The sequence below is a fragment of the Bacillus sp. JJ1521 genome (genome assembly GCF_036965165.1).
GTDB lineage: Bacteria > Bacillota > Bacilli > Bacillales > Bacillaceae_L > Ferdinandcohnia.
Window position 1 is genome coordinate 1 of record NZ_JBALOX010000299.1, and the last position, 3,780, is coordinate 3,780.

Genomic DNA, 3,780 nt, shown 5'->3' on the forward strand with positions numbered 1-3,780 from the left:
GTACATATGCTTGTCGAATTTCGTATGTTTAGGTTATTATAATTCGCCTTCATATTTTCCATCGTTTTTAGAGGCTTTTTCTTTTTTTGCTTTCTTCTTATGTGCTTTATTTGCTGCAGCACTTCCAAACTCTTTGCCGAATTCGGTATCCGTTACAGCCGAATCAAAGCCTTTTTTGTTTTTTTGTTCAGGATCATTCTTTTTATTTCGTTTTGCCATATTCTGCGTGCACCCCCTTAGAAATTATCATCATTATTTTCTTCTCTAAGGGGATTTCTATACAGGATTAGGTGAGTGGCTGTGACCACATGTAACAAAATATCAGGAAGGATCTCCTACTTCTTATTTCAAGAGTTTATAGATGGCTTGGGTACCGCTGTTTTCTTCGCCTTTTTCGGCTAGTTCGTCATACATTTTTTTTGCAAGTTCGAGTCCAGGTGTTTGCATACCCATTGCCTTTGCTTCTTCAAGCGCAATTCCCATATCTNNATTGCTTAATGACCAGCTTCCAGCTGCACCTGTTGAAATGCTTTTTAATACGGTTTCAGGATCAAGTCCAGATTTTTCGGCATAAACCATTGCTTCAGCAACACCAATCATATTTGATGCAATTGCAATTTGATTACACATTTTTGTATGTTGGCCGGAGCCAGCTTTACCTTGATATACGATGTTTTGTCCCAAAATCTCTAGAAGAGGCTTGCATGATTCAAAAACCTCGTAATCGCCACCGACCATGATGGCTAATCTCGCTTCTTTTGCACCAACATCCCCACCAGAAACAGGTGCATCTAAGGAATACATACCATTTTGGTTTGCTGCTTGATAAATTTTTATGGCTAAAGAAGGTGTTGAGGTCGTCATATCAATAAAATATGTTCCTTCTTTTGCGTGAGCTAAGAGTCCATTATCACTGAGGTAGATATCTTCTACATCATGTGGATATCCAACCATCGTTATGATGACATTCGCTTCATCAGCCACTTCCCCAGCTGACTGTTTCCAAATCGCTCCATTGGCAACAAGGTCTGCTGCTTTTTCTTTCGTGCGGGTATAAACAAGAACCTTATACCCTTTTGACATGATATGGCCTGCCATGCTTTTTCCCATGACACCTGTACCAATAAAGCCCACTACAGTTTTTTCATTTAGGACATTTGTATGTACCATTGCTTATTCTCCCTCTTTTTTATTTTCATCATATCATATTTTAAAATGTGGGATGGCTAAAAAATCTTTTTAAAAATTCTTTAAAAAATTGGGGTTTTGTACCTTACGAAATCTGTGCGTATTCCATAGGATATAACAAATAGATATGGAGGTGTTCTAAATGAGTGGAGGAGTAGGGGTAGGTTTCGGAGCAGGTTTTGCTTTACTTGTAGTATTGTTCATTCTGTTGATTATTGTTGGAGCAGCTTATGTATGTTAATTCTTTAAATCATTTAAAGATCAATTATAATTAAGAAAGGGAGATGTAAAATGGGATTCGGTGGATATGGTTTTGGAGGTTGCTGCGGCTACGGGGGCTATGGTGGCTATGGTTACGGGGGCTTCGGATTCCGCGGAGGCTTTGCGTTGATTGTTGTATTATTCATCCTTCTAATCATCGTTGGAGCAGCTTGGTTATAAAATAACCATGAAAGGCCAGCAACTTAACGGTTGCTGGCTTTTTCATGTTATTCTCCATCAAACATATCCTGAAACTTTTTCATTTTCTTATCTATTTTAGGCTTTATTTGGTAAGGATTTTTCGGTTGATCCATGTTTTCAGGGTTCACATCAGACCTAATCCCAATCTTATCCCCAGCCATATCTACATTTATAATTCCTTCATATCTCCCATCAAAATGGGGGTCTCTTTCAGGATAATCGCGATCATTATCTGGCATCGTTAATACCTCCTCTTCATTAAAATGGCGTGTTTTAATAAAAATATGTACATTTTACACAATATAGAGGAACAATATGAACAACAAGAATGAAGGAAGGAGTGATGAAAATGGGTGCGATCGATCGAGAAGGTTATCGATTCGAAACAGAATATAGTGTAATTAATCAAAACGGAGCAATCCATGTGTATCGTGATGGGCAATTTATTAAAGAATTACCTTTCTCTTTTAAGGGTGAACAGCCTGAACCAGCATTAATTGAAGATGTAGTAGATGATTTTTTTGAAAACAACCAACAATGCGAATAGTTTTTCTTCTCTTCCTCTACATTGTAACGTAAAATGAGGTGGTGAGGTGATTGGTATTGTTTAGAAAAGAAATATACGTATTTGAAGAAAATAAACCTAAAAAATGCGTGATTCGAAATTATCAGGAAACTGATTTTGATGCCTTAATTCAAGTTCAACGAGAAAGCTTTCCCCCACCATTCCCTTCTGAATTATGGTGGAATCAAGAACAATTACATAATCATGTAACATTATTTCCTGAAGGTGCCCTTTGCGTTGAAATCGATAAGAGAATATGTGGGTCAATGACTGGATTAATTGTTCAGTTTGACCCATGTCATCCGGAGCATACATGGGAGGAGATAACAGATAGCGGCTATATTCGAAATCATGCTCCCGACGGAAATACATTATATATTGTTGATATATGCATTAACCCAGCGTACCGAAAATATGGACTAGGTAAATGGTTGATGCAGTCGATGTATGAGGTGGTCGTTCATTTAAATCTCGAGCGTTTATTAGGAGGAGGACGAATATCTGGGTATTCAAAGTACGCAGCTTTCATGAGTGCTCAGACCTACATTGATAAAATTATCAAGGGTGACCTGAAGGACCCGGTCATTACCTTCCTCCTTCGATGTGGGCGTACACCTGTCCAACTGATTGAAAACTATCTTGAAGATGAAGAATCCTGTAATCATGGATTATTAATGGAATGGAAAAACCCATTCAAAAAACGAGTCTGACCGATAAAGTCAGACTCGTTTTTATTAGTTCATGTAGTTAGCTTTTACAAACTCTACAACTTCTTCAGTTGTGCTCATCGATAGAATCTTTTCTTTATTGCTTGCGATTTCCGCTTTAGAAAGCTTTTTAATTTGAGTACGTGCAGGTAAAATGGATGTCGCACTCATACTGAATTCATCAAGACCCAGTCCTAGAAGGATTGGAATTGCAATGGTGTCACCGGCCATTTCTCCACACATTCCTGCCCACTTGCCTTCTTTATGTGCTGCTTCAATAACCATTGAAACAAGTCGTAGGATGGATGGTGAATATGGTTGATAAAGGTAAGACACGCGCTCATTCATGCGGTCAGCTGCCATTGTATATTGAATTAAATCATTTGTTCCAATACTAAAGAAGTCAACTTCTTTTGCAAACTGATCAGCTAAAACGGCAGTTGATGGAATTTCAACCATGATTCCAATTTCGATGGAATCAGAAACAGCCGTTCCATTTGCCACAAGCTTTTCTTTTTCTTCAAGTAAAATCGCTTTTGCTTGTCTAAACTCATCAAGTGTTGCAATCATTGGGAACATAATTTTTAAGTTTCCAAATGTGCTTGCACGAAGTAAAGCGCGTAGCTGTGTACGGAAAATATCCTGTTCCTCTAAGCAAAGACGAATCGCTCTAAAACCAAGGAATGGATTTAGTTCCTTCGGTAGATTTAAATATGGAAGCTCTTTATCTCCACCAATGTCTAATGTACGAACGACAACGGGTTTGCCTTCCATCTTTTCAAGAACTGTTTTATAGGCTTCAAATTGTTCTTCTTCTGTAGGAAGCTGATCACGGCCCATATATAAGAATTCTGTACG

Annotated in this window: 7 protein-coding genes and 1 pseudogene; 4 read left to right on the forward strand and 4 right to left on the reverse strand. The window is 38.1% G+C overall.

What is annotated here, in order from left to right:
* Positions 1–36: 36 nt before the first annotated feature.
* Together V7147_RS25030 and V7147_RS25035 are read right to left on the reverse strand one after the other, a co-directional pair.
* Positions 37–219 (reverse strand): hypothetical protein, encoded by a 183-nt coding sequence (locus V7147_RS25030; RefSeq protein ID WP_335370506.1) that lies wholly within the window; start codon positions 217–219, stop codon positions 37–39.
* 123 nt (positions 220–342) lie between these two features.
* On the reverse strand, positions 343–1,170 hold the full coding sequence (locus tag V7147_RS25035) for an NAD(P)-dependent oxidoreductase (RefSeq protein ID WP_335370507.1): 828 nt from the start codon (positions 1,168–1,170) through the stop codon (positions 343–345).
* A 160-nt stretch (positions 1,171–1,330) separates the two neighbouring features.
* Between V7147_RS25035 and V7147_RS25040 the strand changes: the two genes are divergently transcribed.
* Together V7147_RS25040 and V7147_RS25045 are read left to right on the forward strand one after the other, a co-directional pair.
* On the forward strand, positions 1,331–1,429 hold the full coding sequence (locus tag V7147_RS25040; RefSeq protein WP_335370508.1) for a YjcZ family sporulation protein: 99 nt from the start codon (positions 1,331–1,333) through the stop codon (positions 1,427–1,429).
* A gap of 128 nt (positions 1,430–1,557) precedes the next feature.
* Positions 1,558–1,629: pseudogene (locus V7147_RS25045) on the forward strand (YjcZ family sporulation protein); the annotation flags it as partial.
* Positions 1,630–1,676: 47 nt separating this feature from the next.
* Here the strand turns inward: V7147_RS25045 and V7147_RS25050 are convergent.
* Entirely contained in the window at positions 1,677–1,889 is a 213-nt protein-coding gene (locus V7147_RS25050) for a hypothetical protein (protein ID WP_335370509.1), read from the reverse strand.
* 110 nt (positions 1,890–1,999) lie between these two features.
* Here V7147_RS25050 and V7147_RS25055 point away from each other — a divergent pair, with 110 nt between their 5' ends.
* Both V7147_RS25055 and V7147_RS25060 read left to right on the forward strand, forming a co-directional pair.
* Positions 2,000–2,197: a DUF5370 family protein gene (locus V7147_RS25055; RefSeq protein ID WP_335370510.1), complete on the forward strand. Its 198-nt coding sequence runs from the start codon at positions 2,000–2,002 to the stop codon at positions 2,195–2,197.
* A 56-nt stretch (positions 2,198–2,253) separates the two neighbouring features.
* Positions 2,254–2,925 (forward strand): GNAT family N-acetyltransferase, encoded by a 672-nt coding sequence (locus tag V7147_RS25060; protein ID WP_335370512.1) that lies wholly within the window; start codon positions 2,254–2,256, stop codon positions 2,923–2,925.
* A gap of 24 nt (positions 2,926–2,949) precedes the next feature.
* On the opposite strand, the gene ptsP is transcribed toward V7147_RS25060, so the two are convergent.
* Positions 2,950–3,780, reverse strand: an 831-nt coding sequence (gene ptsP, locus V7147_RS25065) for a phosphoenolpyruvate--protein phosphotransferase (RefSeq protein WP_335370511.1), incomplete at its 5' end; no start/stop codon positions are given.